Here is a 17748-nt window from a genome sequence, read left to right on the forward strand (position 1 = left end):
GGTGATGTTGTGGTAATTTCAAAGGGTACATCATTTCAGCAGTAATCAATATAGTGTGTTAGAAGGGACGTCAGAATTATGTCAAAACAACAAATCGGTGTCGTTGGACTAGCCGTTATGGGGAAAAACCTTGCCCTAAATATTGAAAGCCGCGGTTTCTCCGTGTCCGTTTATAACAGATCTAGCAGCAAAACAGAAGAGTTTCTTCAAGAATCACAAGGGAAAAACGTTGTAGGCACATACAGCATTGAAGAATTTGTTCAATCGCTTGAAACGCCGCGTAAAATTCTTTTAATGGTAAAAGCGGGTGCAGCAACAGATGCAACCATTCAATCATTATTGCCTCACCTAGAGAAAGGTGACATTTTAATTGATGGTGGAAATACATATTACAAGGATACACAAAGACGTAACCAAGAGCTTGCGGAAAGTGGTATTCACTTCATTGGTACAGGTGTTTCTGGCGGTGAAGAAGGCGCACTTAAAGGTCCTTCTATCATGCCTGGCGGTCAAAAAGAGGCGCACGAGCTAGTGAAACCAATTTTAGAAGCCATCTCTGCGAAAGTAGATGGTGAGCCTTGTACAACGTATATCGGTCCAGATGGAGCAGGACATTATGTCAAAATGGTTCATAACGGTATCGAGTACGGAGACATGCAATTGATCTCTGAATCATACTTTATCTTGAAGCATGTGGCAGGATTGTCAGCAGAGGAGCTTCATGAAGTATTCTCAGAGTGGAATAAAGGCGAGCTTGACAGCTATTTAATTGAAATTACAGCTGACATTTTCACAAAAGTGGATGAAGAAACAAATCAGCCGCTTGTGGATGTGATCTTAGATAAAGCTGGACAAAAAGGAACTGGGAAATGGACGAGCCAAAGCTCTCTTGATCTAGGTGTTCCGCTTCCAATCATTACTGAATCTGTTTTCGCGCGTTACATTTCAGCAATGAAAGATGAGCGTGTTGAAGCAAGTCAATTAATTGAAGGTCCTAAGCCAGCGCAATCAGCAGAGAATAAACAAGAGCTGATCGAAGCGGTTAGAAAAGCCCTATTCATGAGTAAAATCTGCTCATATGCACAAGGTTTTGCGCAAATGAAAGCAGCGTCTGATGAGTATAACTGGGATTTGAAATACGGTGAAATTGCCATGATCTTCCGTGGTGGATGTATCATTCGTGCAGCCTTCCTGCAGCAAATCAAAGAAGCATATGACCGTAACCCTGAATTGAAAAACCTATTGCTTGATCCTTACTTCAAGGATATCGTAGAAAGCTATCAATCATCACTTCGTAAAGTGATTTCACTTGCAGTAGAACAAGGTGTTCCTGTTCCTTCATTCTCAAGTGCACTAGCTTACTTTGATAGCTATCGTACAGCTGTCCTTCCAGCTAACTTAATTCAAGCACAGCGTGACTACTTCGGCGCACATACGTATGAGCGCACAGATAAAGAAGGCGTCTTCCATACTGAATGGATGAAATAAGTATACAACCTCAAAAGACCTTACCTTGGTAAGGTCTTAGATTGTTGACAAAGGGCTAAAATGAACTTGATTTTAGCTCTTTGTCTTCTTTTTAGCGTGATAGAAAACCTTTACAGGCTAGGAAGGCCGAGTACTGGAGCGGAGCGAATTTGACATTCGTGAGCACCAGCACGCAGGACTGACACCGAATGCGAGGGTTTGTCTACACGCTGTGACCTTACCATTGGTAAGGTCTTTTTTGTGTTTACATCTATTCGGCTAAAAATCCGAAAAAGAGGGATGCTAAGTAAAAAAGTACAGAAAGTAGGGATAGAAGTGGGCATTTTATATGCACTTCTCCCAGCGATATTTTGGGGAAGTATTGTTCTCATCAGTGTCAAACTTGGCGGGAATGCCTATCAGCAAACACTCGGCATTACCCTCGGCGCTTTTTTGTTTTCAATCGGCGCTTATTTGATCAAAATGCCGGAACTGACACCGCTTATTTTTGCGGTTTCCGTTATCTCTGGGATCTTTTGGAGTATTGGGCAAATGAATCAGCTTTCAAGTGTCGCCTTTCTAGGGGTGTCAAAGGCTGTTCCTTTATCAACGGGTATGCAGCTTGTGAGCACGACATTATTTGGTGTCATTGTCTTCAAAGAATGGCAAACCATGACGGTCATACTTATTGGTTCTTGTGCCATTTTATTTATTATTGCTGGCGTTGTCATGACATCCCTCGGTCAAAAAAAGAGTGGCGGAAACGAAGGCGGCAATTTTAAAAAGGGAATCATCATTTTGCTCATCTCAACCGTAGGCTACGTCGGATATGTCGTCATTTTAAGATGGTTTCATATAGATGGCTGGTCTGCGCTCGTTCCGCAATCTGTCGGCATGCTGATTTCATCGTTAGCGATTAGTCTAAAGCAAGACCCGTTTAGCAAATATACGTTCAGAAATATCATTGCTGGTCTTGTGTGGTCGACAGGAAATCTAGGGCTTCTTTTGGCGATTCCACTCATTGGCGTAGCAGTAAGTTTTTCCATGTCTCAAACAGGAATTGTCATCTCGACTTTAGGCGGTATTTATTTATTAAAAGAGAAAGCATCTAAAACAAGCTTTGTCATTGCAGGCTGCTTGATGATTATCGCAGGCGGTGTGCTACTAGGTTTTACAAAATAGGAGGTTTAAGCGAATGTATCCAGATTTGGAAGGAAAAACAGTTCTCATCACAGGAGCAGGTACAGGGATAGGTCAGGCGATGGCGCGCCGGTTTGGACAAGAAAAAGCCAATGTAGTGATCAATTATTTCTCAGATAAAGAAAACCCGGACGACACGATTGCTGAGATTCAAAAAAGTGGCGGACAGGCTGTCAAAATTCAAGGGGATGTATCAAAAGAAGAGGATATGAAGGCGATGATTGATCAAGCTGTCAATACATATGGCAGTCTTGATGTCATGATCAATAATGCAGGAATTGAAAATGAAGTTCCTTCAACTGAAATGACGCTAGATAACTGGAACAAAGTGATGTCCACCAATTTAACAGGAATGTTTTTAGGGTGCCGTGATGCATTAAAGTATATGACAGAACACGGGATCGAGGGGGCGATTATTAATATGTCGTCGGTCCATCAGCAAATTCCGTGGCCTCATTTCGTCCATTATGCAGCAAGTAAAGGAGGCGCCAAGCTTTTGACAGAAACGCTGGCACTAGAATATGCCCCTAAAAAAATTCGCGTAAACAGTATTGCACCAGGTGCAATTGATACCCCCATCAATGCCGAAAAATTTGATGATCCAGCATTGAAAAAGGGCGTCATTGAGCTGATACCAATTGGCTATATCGGAAAGCCTGAAGAAGTGGCAGCATGTGCTGTCTGGCTTGCATCAAAAGAAGCGAGCTATGTGACAGGGTTGACGTTATATGTAGACGGCGGTATGACCAAGTACCCGGGATTCCAAGCAGGAAAAGGATAATCGTGATGAACACGGGCTGGGCTCAGAGGATAACACAACATCAAATTATGATCTAGTATGTTGTCATGCTAGTGAAAAGCGTGAGCATAAACATTGCACACGCTTTTATCCATTTAATCGGCTTATTCAAATATGGCTTCTTTGTTCTTCACGATGATGCCTACTTTCGTTTTGACACGAGGAACGCCATCTTTTTGAAGATAATCATATAAAATGGGTTCTATTTCATTGATATCTGTACGAAGTATTTTAGGTGATAACTCCTCGATAAATGGATCGTTTTTAACTGCTAGACAGTTCGCCATTGTATCGAGTGCAATTAAACTGAAAGGTCTTCCTTTGTTTAGCCAAGATTTCATTCTGAGCCATGTTGGAAAGCATGCTGATGCCAACCTGCCCCAACTGTCGTTAAAAGAGGAGCAATGAGACTCCATCCAATCAAGTATGTGATGTGAACGGAAACGATATAGGCTGGAGAGAGCCATCATTGGCAATTCCTTTTCACTTACACATTTCAATTGATCAAAAATACGTCTCATTCCTTCCTCGGCTGGTAAACTACTGGCTGCTGCCCAAGAAAGCGGATGAAAAAATTTATCGGCATCATTCTCCCAAAGCTCTCTTACCCAATCCGAAGCTGCAGTACCTAAAACATCAGCTGCGATCTCTAGCATTCTTGATTTGACTTCATGATTTTCCGTTCCATAAAATCTAGCTTTTACAGACATCAACATTTTTTGTGTATCGTGTTTTTTCAGGGCATTGATGACATCGTATTGAAGAAACCATCTTGTGATTGAGAAATCTAATAAAGACTCCAAATCATGTTGAACCGCTTGTAATGTGGGTATTTTCTCTTCTGCTGTGACCAATACATCTTCTTCTGGCTGACAAGCCTCTCCGTCTTCTTCATAAAAATCATCGTGCAATAAAAATTTCTTTGGAGAGTGGATGATCGCTAAGTGATACCATTCAATAGGCCGTAAAGAATAGGTTAAGAGCCGCCTGTGACAATCATTGCATAAACGATAAGGCTGAGCTGGTTCATCAGAAATTTTTACAACATCAATCTCGTTTCTTTTACAGGCTTCACACAAATGAGTGACTGCCATGATATCGACTCCCTTTGATTGCAAAGATAAGAATAGATTCGAAAAGTAGCAGCAAAAGACGTTTACCTATCCATCAAATTGAGTGGGAATAGAAACTGTTTCCATCTCTGGGCAGTTACTTCTCATGATTTATGGGATGAAAAATTGGGTTTTTGAATGAGCTAAGTCATTCGCACTTATTTTAACAAAGTTCTCAAAGACTGTCTTCAGAAGAAGAAGCTACTTTATGGTTCATTCGGAGAGTATTTTTTAAAAGAAAAGGGTGTCTCGTTCATATCTGGATGAGATCTTTTTTGTTCTGAAAGCTTGTTGTGAGTATTGATACGGTCATTTTTAAAATAAAATACAGACATATATAATTAAATGTCTAGACATTTAAAAATAAAAATATATAATATTAACTGGAAGCGCTTTTATTACAACAATGGGGTGAGAGAAATGAAACGTATTTTATTAGCATGCAGTTCAGGTATGTCTACGAGTTTACTAGTCACAAAGATGAAAGCACATGCTGAGTCTATAGGGGAAGAAGCAGAGATTTGGGCAGTCGGACAAGACCAAGCGAGAAAAGAAATGGCACATGCCGATGTTGTATTAATTGGACCACAAATGAGTTTTTTAAAAGGGGATCTTCAAAAAGAAGCTCAAAAATATGGGATTGAAGTAGAGGTCATCGATATGCAGGCGTATGGGCTAGCAGATGGACAAAAAGCGTATGAACAAGCGGTTTCATTGATGGGGGAATCTTAAAGGATGGAAAAGAAAACACTCGAAGGACTCACGGAAGAACAAATCAGTTTTCAATTGATCTTACACAGCGGAAATGCACGAAGCAAATTGCTTCAATCTCTTAAACAATTTAGAGAAGGTCATGAAACAGTAGCATCTGACCTTCTCAAAGAAGCGGAAGATGACTTGCGGAATGCACATGATATCCATTTTCAAATGGTACAGCAAGAGGCAAGCGGAGAAACGATTTCATTCTCCTTGCTGCTCATGCATGCCGAAGATCATTTCATGTCAACGATGACGATAAAAGAGCTTGTGGGAGAGCTCTTACCGATATTGCAATCACTGAAACAATAAAGGGTGTAAACAAGGGGGGAAACCAATGTTTGATAAAATAAGTGCGATTTTGGTTCCGATTGCTGGGAGATTGAACAACAATCGCTATCTAGGGGTATTAAGGGATGCCTTTATGCTTGCGTTCCCATTAACGATTTTTGGTTCCATCATGGTCGTATTAATGAATCTGCCATTTTTAGATAAGATCATGAGTCAAACAGCACTGGAAGGTGTTCAGTCTGCACTGAATATTGCACCTAGTGCGACCATCAGCATTATGAGTGTGTTTGTTGTATTTGGGATTGGCTACTATTTATCGAAAAGCTATGATGTGGAAGCTGTCTTTGGCGGTGTGATCGCTTTAGCCTCTTTTCTGCTCCTTACGCCATTTTTACTAGAACAAGAGGGCGGTGCATCCATTGCAGGCGTCATCCCAGTCGATCGTTTGGGCGCAAAGGGAATGTTCCTTGGAATGATCACAGGCTTTTTGTCTGCTGAAATTTATCGCTATTTTGTCCAAAAGAAATTTGTCATCAATATGCCGCAAGGGGTTCCGCCAGCTGTTTCTAAGTCTTTTGCTGCACTCATCCCGGCTACTTTGACACTCACAACCTTTTTACTGATCAATATCATCATTACACAAGGGTTCAAAACCAACATGCATGACTTGATTTACAATGCGATTCAGGCGCCGCTTGTCGGACTTGGAAGCGGTATCATTCCGACCTTGATCGCTATTTTCTTTATACAAATTCTTTGGTTCTTTGGGCTCCACGGCCAAATTATTATCAACTCTGTAATGGACCCGATTTGGAATACATTGTCCATTCAAAATCTAGAAAGCTACACAAAAACAGGTGAGGTTCCGAACATCATCAGCAAGCAGTTTATCGAAATCTATACAGTGGGTATGGGTGGAACCGGTATGACGCTAGCTGTTGTGTTTACGATTTTAATTTTTCTTAAAAGTAAGCAATTGAAACAAGTAGCAAAGCTCGGCTTAGGACCAGGTTTATTTAACGTCAATGAACCCATTATCTTCGGTTTACCGATTGTGATGAACCCGCTTATTCTCATTCCGTGGATTTTGGCGCCAATGGTGATTACTTGTATTTCTTATTTTGCGATGGCCGCAGGTATTGTGCCGCCTCCGACAGGCGTGAATATTCCATGGACAGTACCGATCTTTATTAGCGGAGTCATGGCAACGAATTCATTAGCGGGCGGTCTGCTTCAGCTGTTTAATTTAATGATTGTGTTTGTCATTTGGTTCCCGTTCCTAAAATTTATTGATCGTATGAATGTGAAAAATGAAAAAATAGTCACGACAGAAAAAACGAAACAAACAAACATCAAAGGTGAAGGAGACTCAATACATGTCGATGGAAACTAACAGTCAATCATATACATTCCCGGAAGGTTTCTGGTGGGGATCTTCTGCCTCTGCTACGCAAACAGAAGGCAGTTATCCAGGAGATGGAAAGGGTCCGAACATTTGGGATCACTGGTTTGAAAAAGAGCCGAATCGTTTTTTTCAGGGCGTCGGTCCAGGTGTAACCTCGCAATTTTATCGTAAATACAAAGAGGATATCCGCCTCATGAAGGAGATTGGGCACAACTCGTTTCGTCTATCTATTTCATGGTCACGCCTTTTACCTGAGGGAAAAGGGGCCGTTAATGAAGAAGCTGTGGCTTTTTACAATGATGTGATCAATGAACTGATAGCGAGTGACATTGAACCGTTTGTGAACTTGTATCATTTTGATATGCCAATGGCGCTTCAGGAGACGGGAGGATGGGTAAACAGGCAGGTCGTAGACGATTATGTCAGCTATGCGACATTGTGTTTTCAGCTATTTGGCGACCGGGTGAAAAAATGGTTTACTCATAACGAGCCGATTGTTCCTGTAGAGGGTGGATATATGTATAGCTTCCATTATCCAAACGAAGTTGATTTCCAAAAGGCAGTGCAAGTTGGGTTTCATGAGATTTTATCAAATGCTAAGGCCATTGCGGCTTATAAAGAGATGAAGCAGGAGGGGAAAATAGGCATTATCCTCAACCTTACTCCTTCGTATCCGCGAAGCCAGAATCCGCGGGATGTCGAAGCAGCTGAGATGGCTGACGCCTTCTTTAACCGGTCCTTCCTAGATCCAGCTGTGAAAGGACATTTCCCTGAAAAGCTAGTGGACGTGTTAAAGAAAGAAGGATTGATGCCGGCTATGGAGGAAGGAGACCTTGAACTCATTCAAGAGAACACGATCGACCTTCTCGGCATCAACTATTATCAGCCAAGAAGAGTGAAAGCAAAGGAACATATGCCTCACCCTGATGCACCATTTATGCCAGACCATTATTTCGATTCTTTTGAAATGCCGGGCAGAAAAATGAATGTGTACCGCGGCTGGGAAATCTATGAAAAGGGTATTTACGATATATTGAAAAAAGTCCAGACAGACTATGGGAATATTGAATGCTTTATTTCTGAAAATGGAATGGGTGTCGAAGGAGAAGAGCGGTTTCAGGATGAAGAAGGAATGATTCATGACGATTACCGCATTGATTTTGTTTCTGAGCATCTTAAATGGGTGCATCAAGCCATTCAAGAAGGAAGTCATGTAAAAGGCTATCATCTGTGGACGTTTATGGATAATTGGTCATGGTCGAATGCCTATAAAAATCGCTATGGATTTGTCTCAGTGGACCTTGAGAAAGACGGGAAACGTACCATCAAAAAAAGTGGCTACTGGTTTCAATCGGTTTCAGAGAATAATGGTTTCTAATCAAGATACTTGCTCTTTCCTTGAAAAGGGCAAGTATTTTTCTTATGTAAAGATGAAAGGGTTGAAATGAAAGTGGCTCGAACCTTTTAAGCGCACTAGGCTTAGTGTAGAATGAGAGGAAGGCTAGAAAGCGCTATAATAGGATATGAAAAAACAAGTCAGTTGGTGGTGTGAGATGACAAAGTACGAACTCATTTCAGAAGAAATTAGAAAAAGAATAGGAACAGCATATTATCCAGAAGATCAACCCATTCCAGATGAAAACTCGCTTGCCGCTGAATTTAAATGCAGCAGAATGACGATGAAGCGTGCGCTCGATCTTTTAGTGGCGGAAGGTCTGCTCTTTAGAAAAAGAGGTCATGGCACATTTATTGTGAAGGCAGCGCTAAATCAAGGTGCGATCAACGTATCAGGTCATGAAAATAAAGGGTTCACGAAAGTGATGGCAGATAAAAACGTGACGAGCCAAATCATTCGCTTTGATGTGCATTTTCCAAGTGAAGAGGTGGCAGCTCATTTATCCATTGACTCAAGCACACCCGTCTATGACATTATTCGGCTCCGTTTGGTGGAAGAAGAGCCATATGTATTAGAAAAAACCTTTATGCCTGTCAATGTCATTAAAGGAATAGATGAAGAGGTTTTATTGGGGTCTATCTATAGCTACATTACAAACACACTTCATTTAAAAGTGGCAGGAGCGCACAAAAAAATTAGAGCGGCTAAATCAGATCAGCTTGATCAGCAATATTTAGGCTGTGACCCTACGGATCCAGTGCTAGAAGTGGAGCAGGTGGCTTATTTAAACACAGGTCGGCCGTTTGAATATTCCTTTAGCCATCATCGCTATGATAAATTTGATTTTTCAACGGTTGAAATTACGAAAACACGACTTTAAAAAAAGAGCAGAACCCCCTCAATCGGGAGACTGCTCTTTTTTGTTATTTTATATATTCCACCAGTGATATCCATCTTTTTCAAGAAGCTGATCTGCTTCTTTTGGTCCCATAGAACCAGCAGGATAATTTGGTTTTAACGTTTTGGTTTCAGCCCATTTTTCTGAAATTGGATCAACAAAGTTCCAAGACAGTGCCACTTCATCCCAGTGGGCAAAGTTTGTTGCGTCACCTAGCAAACAGTCATGAATTAGCTTTTCATACGCTTCTGGTGTATTCATGATGTCGTTGTAATTTGTTTGATAGTCAAGCTTAATTGGTTTAGCATACGTTCCGCCATCAAGCTTGCGAGCATTCAGGTGAAGGGTGATGCCTTCGTCTGGCTGAATGTGAATCACAAGTAAGTTTGGATGCATGGAATTCCCGTTTCCGTAGTACAGGTTCATCGGAATGTCTTTAAATTGCACCACGATTTGAGTGGATTTCTTTTCTAGACGTTTTCCTGTACGAATGTAAAATGGTACCCCGGCCCATCTAAAGTTATCGATGAGAAGTTTTCCTGCAACGAATGTTTCTGTGTTGGAGTTTGGGTCCACATTTTGCTCTTCAAGATAGGAAGGAACCATATTGCCATCAATCGTTCCTGCATCATATTGTCCGCGGACAAAGAATTGATCCACTTCATCTTTCGAGAATGGACGAAGCGCACGCAATGCTTTCCGTTTTTCGCTACGGATTTCCTCTGTATTGAGCTTAATCGGTGGCTCCATGGCTAAAAGTGCAACCATTTGAAGCATATGGTTTTGGACCATATCTCTCAGTGCACCAGAACTCTCGTAATATCTCGCCCGGTCTTCGACGCCTAATGATTCACTCGATGTGATTTGAATGTTTGAAATATAGCGGTTTGTCCAAAGCGGTTCAAAGATCGCATTCGCAAAACGAATGACCTCAATGTTTTGCACCATCTGTTTACCGAGGTAGTGGTCAATACGATAAATTTGATCCTCTGTAAATGCATCTCGGATCTCTTCATTTAATGTTTTGGCACTAGGCAGGTCATGACCAAACGGTTTTTCAATGACAAGTCGAGACCATCCAGTCGTTTCTGATACGCCTTCGCTTTTTAAAAACTTCGCAATGGTTCCGAAGAATTCTGGTGCCATCGCTAAATAGAACATCCGGTTATTCGGGATACTGTATGTATCTTCAAGACCAGAAAGAAGTGTGTTCAGTGCTTGATAGGAAGCAGGGCTTGAGACATCAAAATCATGGTAATAGAAATGAGAAATAAATTCCTCTGCTTTTGCTTCTGCATCATCAGAAGAGACTGATTCTTTTACCACAGCTCTTAGGTCTTCATGAGACCAAGGACGACGTCCAACACCTACAACAGCGAATTGATCTCCAAGCTTTCCGCTATGATAAAGTCTATGTATAGAAGGGTAGAGCTTGCGTTTTGCAAGGTCTCCTGTTGCGCCAAAAATGACAATGACTGCTTTTGGATAGTTAGTTTCTGTATTCACGAAAAGTACCTCACTTTATTCGTAGCATTGTTGTAAAAAACGAGAATGTATGTACATTTTCTTTATTTTAAAGGTTCATTGTTCGTAAAGCAAACATTTGATTCGACTTTTTCTGCCCAAGTTTGACTTTTTTCAAAAATTCCGCTGAATTCACATTTATCCTGTCTTCATGTATTCTATATGAATGAAGAGATTGTATACCGGCTGTAGGAGGAAATCGTAATGGAACTGCTCTTTTTAGGAACAGGTGCAGGCATTCCTGCAAAAACAAGAAACGTCACTTGCACTGCGCTGAAGCTTTTAGAAGAGAGAAAAGCCGTGTGGCTTTTTGATTGCGGAGAAGCGACGCAGCATCAAATATTACATACAACAATTAAACCAAGAAAAATTGAGAAGATCTTTATCACGCATATGCATGGTGATCATGTATATGGTCTCCCGGGTCTGCTTGGCAGCAGGTCCTTTCAAGGCGGAGAGGATGAATTGACGATATATGGTCCAAGCGGCATTAAAGCTTTTGTAAACGCGACACTTTCAGCGACACAAACGCATTTGACTTATCCGCTGCATATCATAGAAATAGAGGAAGGGATCGTTTTTGAAGATGATACCTTTCAAGTAGAAGCAAAACGAGTGTCTCATGGGATCCCAGCTTACGGTTATCGGGTCGTGGAAAAAGATGTACCCGGTGCACTAAAAGCCGAAGACCTAAAAAAAATCGGTGTAAAACCTGGACCTTTGTATCAGAAGTTGAAAAATGGGGAAACCGTTACACTCGAAGATGGAAGAATGATTGATGGAACCGATTATTTGGAACCCCCTAAAAAAGGGAGAATCGTTGCATTTTCAGGAGATACCCGTTTGTGCGAGAATATAACAAGGCTTGCCAAGAATGCGGATGTGTTAGTCCATGAAGCAACATTTGGGAAAGAAGATGCAGAACTAGCCTATAATTATTATCACAGTACGACAGAACAGGCAGCAAAAACAGCGCAGGAAGCAGGCGCAAAAAGACTGATTTTGACCCATATTAGTGCACGGTACCAAGGGGAAGAGTCAATGAAACAATTACTCAAAGAAGCCCGCGATATATTCCCGCTGACTGAAGCTGCACATGATTTCTTTTCTTTTCCTATTGACCGTACCCTGTAAAAATTGGATGAATCGTCAAAAATAGTTGTGTGATTTTTTTGATATTTATGATGACGCTCTTTTTCAGGTAGTGGTAAAATGGTGAAGAAAAAACAAATGACGAATTACACTATGAAGAATACGGGAGGCACAATCAAAGATGAGCGGTTTTACAGCGTTAAGTGAAGCAGAATTAAATGACCTATATGCAGCACGACAAAAAGAGTATGAAACGTACAAAAGTAAAAACTTACACTTAGACATGTCTAGAGGGAAACCTTCACCAAAACAGCTCGATTTATCTATGGGCATGCTCGATGTCGTGACATCAAAGGATGCAATGACAGCTGAGGATGGTACAGATGTGCGAAACTATGGCGGCTTGACAGGCCTTCCTGAAACAAAGAAATTTTTTGCAAGTGTGCTCAATCTGAAGCCAGAACAAATCATCATTGGCGGTAATTCTAGCCTAAATATGATGCATGACACAATTGCCCGTGCCATGACTCACGGCGTATATGGCAGCAAAACACCTTGGGGCAAGCTTCCAAAGGTAAAATTCCTAGCACCAAGCCCAGGGTATGATCGTCATTTTGCCATTTGTGAGCATTTTAACATAGAGATGATTACGGTAGATATGAAGTCGGATGGACCTGACATGGATCAGGTAGAAAAATTGGTTGCAGAAGATGAAGCCATCAAAGGGATTTGGTGTGTACCGAAATATAGCAACCCTGACGGCATTACGTATTCAGATGAGGTTGTCGACCGTCTTGCTTCCATGCAGACAAAAGCAGACGACTTCCGTATTTTTTGGGATGATGCCTATGCAGTCCACCATCTAACAGATACGCCTGATACGTTAAAAGATATTTTTCAAGCAGTAGACAAAGCAGGACATGCAAACCGTGTGTTTATGTTCGCCTCTACTTCTAAAATTACGTTCCCAGGCTCGGGTGTTGCACTGATGGCATCTAGTCAGGACAACGTCAGCTTTATTCAAAAACAGTTATCAGTTCAAACCATTGGGCCAGATAAAATCAATCAATTAAGACACCTTCGTTTCTTCAAGAATCCAGAAGGATTGAAGGAACATATGAAAAAGCATGCAGCGATTATTAAGCCGAAATTTGACCTCGTTCTTTCGATCCTTGATGAAAAGCTTGGTGGAACAGGCATCGCTGAGTGGCACAAACCAAATGGCGGATATTTTATTAGCTTAAATACACTCGATCATTGTGCAAAAGCTGTTGTGCAAAAAGCGAAAGAAGCCGGTGTGACACTAACAGGTGCAGGGGCGACATATCCTTATGGAAACGACCCGCTTGATCGTAACATCCGTATTGCGCCAACATTCCCAACGCTTGAAGAACTAGAGCAGGCGATTGACATCTTTACGTTATGCGTTCAGCTTGTCAGCATTGAAAAGCTGCTGTCTGAGAAAAGTCAATCAGCACCAACGGTATAACGAAAAAACTCCTTGACTGATGTCCGGTCAAGGAGTTTTTGTTTTTAGTTAGCTGTTTGATAATAAGAGACAGGCTGTTTTGCTGCACACCATACATCATAAATCGCAAGCTGCACAATATGTGGTTCATCGTGATGAATATAGTGCGAGCTGTTCTGCGCCTGAATCCATCCGCTTTGGGATGACAATGTGAGCATTCGTTTATGAAGCCTGAGCCAAGCTTCATGTGCTGGATGAAACAAGCGGCTTTTGCCTGATGAAATGACAAGAAGGGGCATCATCCCATAATGCGTTTGCTCCTCTTTGATCGTACGCAGCATTTGCTCAAAGTCCTCATGTGTACATTCTGCTGTGAACTGCGTCATATATGAAGTGCGTTCTTCCTTTGATAAGAGCGGCAGAATGACCTGCTCTTGCTCCTCACTTGCTGGGTCTAGAAGGACCATACCGATAACATCTTCTTTTCTGCGGCTTGCCCATAAGCGGCTGACAAGAGAGCCAAATGAGTGCGCCACAATGAGAAATGGCGGCTGAATATTGGCTTGATGTAAGAGTGTATCTAAATCATCCGCAAGATCATGCAAAGTTCTTCCTTCTTTGCTTTCGCTGCTTTTTCCATTACCTAAACGGTCATATAAGAAAACACCAAGCTCTGGGTCAATATCACGAGCGATATTCGCCCACGTATCGCCTGAAATTCCATATCCTGCTTCAAAAATAATGGTGGCTTCCTTTTTCCCTTGACGATGCCTTGTATAAAAGTGATGTCCATCTATATGATACGTTCTTTCAATCAATGCCGAGTTCATTCTTCCATCTCCTCTAAGTGGTTCTTTAGCTAAAAGACGGCACAAAAGGCAAAGATGTTTCTCTTAAAAACAAAAAAGATGCCTATTTCAAAAAATAGACACCTTTTTGCTTAGAGATGTTACCAAGCACGATCGTATTGGCGCGGGCTTTCGATGGATGTACGAAGCTCTTTAGCGGCTGTTTTTGGGAAATACGGATCCCGTAAAAATTCTCTGCCGATAAAGATCAAGTCAGCACGCTGATTTTGTAAAATTTCTTCGGCCTGTATACCAGATGTGATCATACCGACAGCGGCTGTTTGGATGCCGGCACCTTCTCTTATTTTCTCAGCAAAGGTGACTTGGTAGCCGGGGAATGTGTTAATGCTGGCTTGCACCACAGCGCCTGAGCTCACATCAATTAGATCGACTCCTTGCTCTTTCAGCCATGCGGCAATGCCAATATAATCTGCAATATCTAGTCCTTTTGTTGTGTAATCAGAAGCGGATACACGGACAAATAATGGTCCATCCCACACTTCATTGACTGCATCAACCACTTCTCTCAAGAAGCGATAACGATTTTCTGGTGAACCGCCATATTCATCTGTCCGGTGATTGGCAAGCGGTGAGAGAAATTCGTTAATCAAATAGCCATGCGCACCATGAATCTCAATGATGTCAAATCCAGCTTGTTTGGCGCGGACAGCGGCATCTTGAAACGCCTGAACTGTGTCTTTTATTTGATCGATAGACATCTCAAGAGGTGTTTTAGATTGCTCGTCAAATGGAATGCTGGATGGAGCAAGAATGTCACCATCTAGCTCAGCCTTGCGTCCTGCATGGGCTAGCTGGATGGCCGTTTTTGTTCCGTACGCTTTGATTTGTTCGTTTAATGAGGCAAACCCTTCAATGTGCTCATCACTCCAAATTCCGAGGTCCTGATCACTAATTCTTCCCTCAGGTGAAACAGCACTTGCCTCGACCATAATTAATCCGGCCTGACCTTGCGCACGGGAAACATAATGTGCAAAGTGGAAAGGCTGTAATTTTCCATCACGGTCATAGGATGAATACATACACATCGGGGACATGACGATGCGGTTTTTGAGTGTGACACCTTTTAATGTCCAAGGTGAAAAAAGCTTTGTTTCCAATTACCTTCGCCTCCTCATAGAATGGTATAGCCGATTATAACAGTCATTCAAACATTCGTCATAAAAGGTGCTCAAACCATATAGCTTTTGAACATGATTTTGTATAATGAAAGATATGGACATCAAAGGGGGATAAACGGATGAAATGGCAAACGGAAAGTGAACTAAAGGAGCTACTCACAGCTCTGATGCAGTATGAAAGCATATCTGGTACAACGGGAGAAGTCGCATTAGCGGAATATTTATATTACTTGCTGAGGGAGCGTCCATATTTTGAGCAGCACCCTGATCACTTGGCTTTGCATCCAATGAAAGATGGCCGGTATTTTTTAACGGCACTTGTCAAACGAAGTACGCTGCCACGTACTGTTTTACTCCTCAGCCATTTTGATGTCGTCGATACAGAGGATTACGGAGAATTTCAAAATATGGCGTGTAAGCCCGAAGAGTTAATGGCGTCCTTTTCTCAAAAAAGTGCACTTCTTCCAAAAAGGGCAAGAGAGGATTTAGCTTCAGGTGACTGGCTGTTTGGACGAGGGTCCATGGATATGAAAGCAGGCCTGACTGTCCAGCTTTCCATGCTGGAAAGAGCGATGGCGGGGAGGTTTGAAGGAAATATTCTACTCGTCACAGTGCCAGATGAAGAAGTGAATTCACAGGGGATGCTGGAGGCTGTTCCGAAACTAAAGGAGCTCAAGCAGAAGTATGACCTTGAGTATACCGCTTGTTTAAACAGTGAGCCGATGTTTGAAAAGTATCCCGGGGATGCGCACCAATACATCTATACAGGTAGTATAGGGAAGGTACTTGCGGGATTTTTCTGCAAAGGAATTGAAACACATGTAGGTGAGCCCTTCTCAGGATTAAATGCAAATTTTATGGTATCTGAATTAAACAGGCTGTTAGAACTGAATAGTGATTATTGTGAGGAAGTAGATGGTGAAGTGACACCGCCTCCCACCAATTTGATGCAAAAGGATTTGAAAGAAGCTTACTCTGTTCAAACGCCTCATACGGCTGTTTCTTTATTTAATGTGCTGATGATGAACCGCTCTAGTGAAGAGCTTCACGGCCTCCTCTATGAAACTGCGAAACAAGCAGCAGCCCAAATCGAAGCTAATCTCAAACAGAAAACCGCTGCATTTCAACGCTTTAAACATTTTACACCCATCGATACAAACATCACGGTGTTAACGTATCATGAGCTGTACGAAAAAGCTGCTGAACGATCCGGCAAGCAGGAGGTCGAGCGAATTGTCAACTACGCCTTTGCCAACCGGGGTGAGCTAGGGGATCGTGATTTTTCAACCAAAATTGTATCAGAACTGACGACCCTTTGTAAGGAAGATGGAGCACTGATTGTGTTGTTTTATAGTCCGCCATTTTACCCATCTGTTTCTTCAACAAACGATCTGCATATTCAAACGACCTTAAAGAAGATTCAAAGAGAAGCAAAAGAGATCTATGGAATCGAAGTAGAAGAAGTCAAATATTTTCCAGGTTTATCTGATTTAAGCTACTTACAGCTTGAAAATCAAGATATAGACGATTATACAGCCAACATGCCGCTATACCAAAAAGGCTACTCGTTACCACAAGGAGAAAAAGAAGGTCTTAACGTTCCTGTCATCAACGTTGGTCCGTTAGGAAAGGATGCGCACAAATGGACAGAACGGCTGCATGTCCCATTCTCTTTTGGCGTTTTGCCGTCGCTCTTAGAATCAACAATTCATGCTTTATTAGAAAAGAATTAAGTGAAAGCTCTATCGTCATGATAGGGCTTTTCTTTTTGATATCAATCACCTTCTGTCTAAAGAAATAGAGTATGATATAGAATGATACTTACATATATTTGAAGGGGGATTGTGAGAGTGAAAACAGGAGTACTAACAAAAACAGAGATCATGACATCACTTCATGAGAGTTTGCGTAAGCTTGAGGAGTTAGTATGGACATGTGATGAGGCTACATTAGATGAATCTTTTGGGGAAGGCAAGTGGTCGATTAAACAAATTGTTGGACATTTGTATGATACAGAAGAAGTCTGGTCAGAGCGGATAGAGCAGGCAATATCAAATGAGCACACGCTTTTCGCATCATATGATCCAGAGATATATGTGAAGGGAAGAGCTTATGAAATGTATACCGCACAAGAGGTCAGTGCATTGATTGAACGCCTAAAAGAAAGCAGAAACAAAACACTGCAGCTATTAGAAAAGGATACATGGGATTTTTCAGGCCTCCATCCTGAAGAAGGGATGATGACAGTCCAAATTTTAGCTGAAACCATTGCTTTACATGAAATTCATCACCTCGATCAAATCAAAGCCATCATGTCCATGAGAGCATCGAGTGATAGATGAAAAGCACCTGT

16 protein-coding genes are annotated in these 17748 nt (G+C 41.7%); 12 read left to right on the top strand and 4 right to left on the bottom strand.

The annotated features are described in order from the left end of the window. Positions 1-78: 78 nt before the first annotated feature. The 3 genes from gndA to EBQ12_RS14570 all read left to right on the top strand — a co-directional run bounded on the left by gndA (position 79) and on the right by EBQ12_RS14570 (position 3448). Positions 79-1488: an NADP-dependent phosphogluconate dehydrogenase gene (gene gndA, locus EBQ12_RS14555; protein ID WP_017357947.1), complete on the top strand. Its 1410-nt coding sequence runs from the start codon at positions 79-81 to the stop codon at positions 1486-1488. Between the two features lie 315 nt (positions 1489-1803). Further along, entirely contained in the window at positions 1804-2649 is an 846-nt protein-coding gene (locus tag EBQ12_RS14565) for a GRP family sugar transporter (protein ID WP_186366168.1), read from the top strand. A gap of 13 nt (positions 2650-2662) precedes the next feature. Continuing rightward, on the top strand, positions 2663-3448 hold the full coding sequence (locus EBQ12_RS14570; protein ID WP_125590468.1) for a glucose 1-dehydrogenase: 786 nt from the start codon (positions 2663-2665) through the stop codon (positions 3446-3448). A 122-nt stretch (positions 3449-3570) separates the two neighbouring features. Here the strand turns inward: EBQ12_RS14570 and EBQ12_RS14575 are convergent, their stop codons facing one another. Next, positions 3571-4560, bottom strand: a complete 990-nt coding sequence (locus EBQ12_RS14575; RefSeq protein ID WP_125590470.1) for a hypothetical protein — start codon at positions 4558-4560, stop codon at positions 3571-3573. Between the two features lie 438 nt (positions 4561-4998). Here EBQ12_RS14575 and EBQ12_RS14580 point away from each other — a divergent pair, with 438 nt between their 5' ends. The 5 genes from EBQ12_RS14580 to EBQ12_RS14600 all read left to right on the top strand — a co-directional run bounded on the left by EBQ12_RS14580 (position 4999) and on the right by EBQ12_RS14600 (position 9306). After that, positions 4999-5310 (top strand): PTS sugar transporter subunit IIB, encoded by a 312-nt coding sequence (locus tag EBQ12_RS14580; protein WP_008342261.1) that lies wholly within the window; start codon positions 4999-5001, stop codon positions 5308-5310. A 3-nt stretch (positions 5311-5313) separates the two neighbouring features. After that, complete coding sequence (locus EBQ12_RS14585; RefSeq protein ID WP_017357943.1) at positions 5314-5646, top strand: PTS sugar transporter subunit IIA; 333 nt, start codon at positions 5314-5316, stop codon at positions 5644-5646. Between the two features lie 25 nt (positions 5647-5671). Then, a complete protein-coding gene (celB, locus tag EBQ12_RS14590) occupies positions 5672-7018 on the top strand; it encodes a PTS cellobiose transporter subunit IIC (RefSeq protein WP_007501108.1) in 1347 nt (448 codons plus the stop codon). Next, complete coding sequence (locus EBQ12_RS14595) at positions 7002-8408, top strand: glycoside hydrolase family 1 protein (protein ID WP_017357942.1); 1407 nt, start codon at positions 7002-7004, stop codon at positions 8406-8408. The genes celB and EBQ12_RS14595 overlap by 17 nt, the downstream gene beginning before the upstream one ends. Before the next feature lie 175 nt (positions 8409-8583). Further along, the gene (locus EBQ12_RS14600; protein WP_017357941.1) at positions 8584-9306 is read left to right on the top strand and encodes a GntR family transcriptional regulator; all 723 of its coding nucleotides are present in this window, start codon (positions 8584-8586) and stop codon (positions 9304-9306) included. A 48-nt stretch (positions 9307-9354) separates the two neighbouring features. Here EBQ12_RS14600 and zwf read toward each other — a convergent pair whose 3' ends face one another. Beyond that, positions 9355-10830 (bottom strand): glucose-6-phosphate dehydrogenase, encoded by a 1476-nt coding sequence (zwf, locus tag EBQ12_RS14605; RefSeq protein WP_008342269.1) that lies wholly within the window; start codon positions 10828-10830, stop codon positions 9355-9357. Between the two features lie 222 nt (positions 10831-11052). Between zwf and rnz the strand changes: the two genes are divergently transcribed. Next, positions 11053-11982 carry a ribonuclease Z gene (rnz, locus tag EBQ12_RS14610; RefSeq protein WP_017367556.1) on the top strand — a complete coding sequence of 310 codons (930 nt, stop codon included), beginning with the start codon at positions 11053-11055 and terminating at the stop codon, positions 11980-11982. A gap of 139 nt (positions 11983-12121) precedes the next feature. Then, positions 12122-13429, top strand: coding sequence for an aspartate aminotransferase type Ic (locus tag EBQ12_RS14615; RefSeq protein ID WP_017367555.1), 1308 nt, complete (start codon positions 12122-12124; stop codon positions 13427-13429). 44 nt (positions 13430-13473) lie between these two features. On the opposite strand, the gene EBQ12_RS14620 is transcribed toward EBQ12_RS14615, so the two are convergent. Both EBQ12_RS14620 and namA read right to left on the bottom strand, forming a co-directional pair. Next, positions 13474-14238: an alpha/beta fold hydrolase gene (locus EBQ12_RS14620; RefSeq protein WP_125590472.1), complete on the bottom strand. Its 765-nt coding sequence runs from the start codon at positions 14236-14238 to the stop codon at positions 13474-13476. 119 nt (positions 14239-14357) lie between these two features. Then, positions 14358-15374: an NADPH dehydrogenase NamA gene (gene namA / locus EBQ12_RS14625; RefSeq protein WP_125590474.1), complete on the bottom strand. Its 1017-nt coding sequence runs from the start codon at positions 15372-15374 to the stop codon at positions 14358-14360. 140 nt (positions 15375-15514) lie between these two features. Between namA and EBQ12_RS14630 the strand changes: the two genes are divergently transcribed. Both EBQ12_RS14630 and EBQ12_RS14635 read left to right on the top strand, forming a co-directional pair. After that, positions 15515-17128, top strand: coding sequence for a M20/M25/M40 family metallo-hydrolase (locus EBQ12_RS14630; RefSeq protein WP_125590476.1), 1614 nt, complete (start codon positions 15515-15517; stop codon positions 17126-17128). 117 nt (positions 17129-17245) lie between these two features. Next, entirely contained in the window at positions 17246-17737 is a 492-nt protein-coding gene (locus EBQ12_RS14635; protein ID WP_017357936.1) for a DinB family protein, read from the top strand. Positions 17738-17748: the final 11 nt, after the last annotated feature.

Source organism: Bacillus sp. 2B09 (genome assembly GCF_003946835.1).
In the GTDB taxonomy this organism is placed as follows: domain Bacteria; phylum Bacillota; class Bacilli; order Bacillales; family Bacillaceae; genus Bacillus; species Bacillus altitudinis.

Bases quoted from the DNA above. Each gene is read 5' to 3' on its own strand.
- gndA (WP_017357947.1), top strand. From the start codon at position 79: ATGTCAAAACAACAAATCGGTGTCGTTGGACTAGCCGTTATGGGGAAA.
- EBQ12_RS14570 (WP_125590468.1), top strand. From the start codon at position 2,663: ATGTATCCAGATTTGGAAGGAAAAACAGTTCTCATCACAGGAGCAGGT.
- EBQ12_RS14575 (WP_125590470.1), bottom strand. From the start codon at position 4,560: ATGGCAGTCACTCATTTGTGTGAAGCCTGTAAAAGAAACGAGATTGAT.
- EBQ12_RS14580 (WP_008342261.1), top strand. From the start codon at position 4,999: ATGAAACGTATTTTATTAGCATGCAGTTCAGGTATGTCTACGAGTTTA.
- EBQ12_RS14585 (WP_017357943.1), top strand. From the start codon at position 5,314: ATGGAAAAGAAAACACTCGAAGGACTCACGGAAGAACAAATCAGTTTT.
- celB (WP_007501108.1), top strand. From the start codon at position 5,672: ATGTTTGATAAAATAAGTGCGATTTTGGTTCCGATTGCTGGGAGATTG.
- EBQ12_RS14595 (WP_017357942.1), top strand. From the start codon at position 7,002: ATGTCGATGGAAACTAACAGTCAATCATATACATTCCCGGAAGGTTTC.
- EBQ12_RS14600 (WP_017357941.1), top strand. From the start codon at position 8,584: ATGACAAAGTACGAACTCATTTCAGAAGAAATTAGAAAAAGAATAGGA.
- rnz (WP_017367556.1), top strand. From the start codon at position 11,053: ATGGAACTGCTCTTTTTAGGAACAGGTGCAGGCATTCCTGCAAAAACA.
- EBQ12_RS14615 (WP_017367555.1), top strand. From the start codon at position 12,122: ATGAGCGGTTTTACAGCGTTAAGTGAAGCAGAATTAAATGACCTATAT.
- EBQ12_RS14620 (WP_125590472.1), bottom strand. From the start codon at position 14,238: ATGAACTCGGCATTGATTGAAAGAACGTATCATATAGATGGACATCAC.
- EBQ12_RS14630 (WP_125590476.1), top strand. From the start codon at position 15,515: ATGAAATGGCAAACGGAAAGTGAACTAAAGGAGCTACTCACAGCTCTG.